The organism is Neisseria sp. P0020.S003, from assembly GCF_051957095.1.
Lineage (GTDB): Bacteria > Pseudomonadota > Gammaproteobacteria > Burkholderiales > Neisseriaceae > Neisseria > Neisseria subflava.
Genome location: NZ_JBQCWU010000075.1, coordinates 1 through 443 on the forward strand (window position 1 = coordinate 1; position 443 = coordinate 443).

A 443-nucleotide genomic window follows, 5' to 3' on the forward strand; every position below is an offset into this window, starting at 1 on the left:
TCGCCGAACCATGCGCCCCACAACTGAAACAATGGTAAAACTGCTTGGTCGGACTGACCGAAAACGACGGCTTCTTTTCCTTGTGGAATGGACAACAAGCCATATAGTTCGCCCCGCCTTTCTTCAGCGGAACCTGCTCGTCGATAATATCGACAATATCGACTTTGGACAAAAGCTCGTCAATGAAATCAGATTGAATCATGGTTCGGCAGAAGAGGATGGACGGAAAACATTTCAGACGGCCTTATAAACAGACAAAGGCCGTCTGAAAATGGAATTTCGAATGAGGTTTGAAATGAGTTTTGTATTATAGCAAATTGTTGTCATACATGTGTCCTATCCTTTTGAAGTAGAGTATTAATCACCGTATTTCATTCGTTATTAAGATGGATATGATGTCGCTAAAGCAAAGGCCGTCTGTAAGATATTCAGACGGCCTTTGC

At 42.7% G+C, this 443-nt stretch carries 1 protein-coding gene; it reads right to left on the reverse strand.

Going from position 1 to position 443, the window contains the following annotated elements; translation table 11 throughout:
* Nucleotides 1-202, reverse strand: a 202-nt coding sequence (locus ACTHTQ_RS11390) for a CHC2 zinc finger domain-containing protein (RefSeq protein ID WP_440363977.1), incomplete at its 3' end; no start/stop codon positions are given.
* Nucleotides 203-443 lie beyond the last annotated feature (241 nt).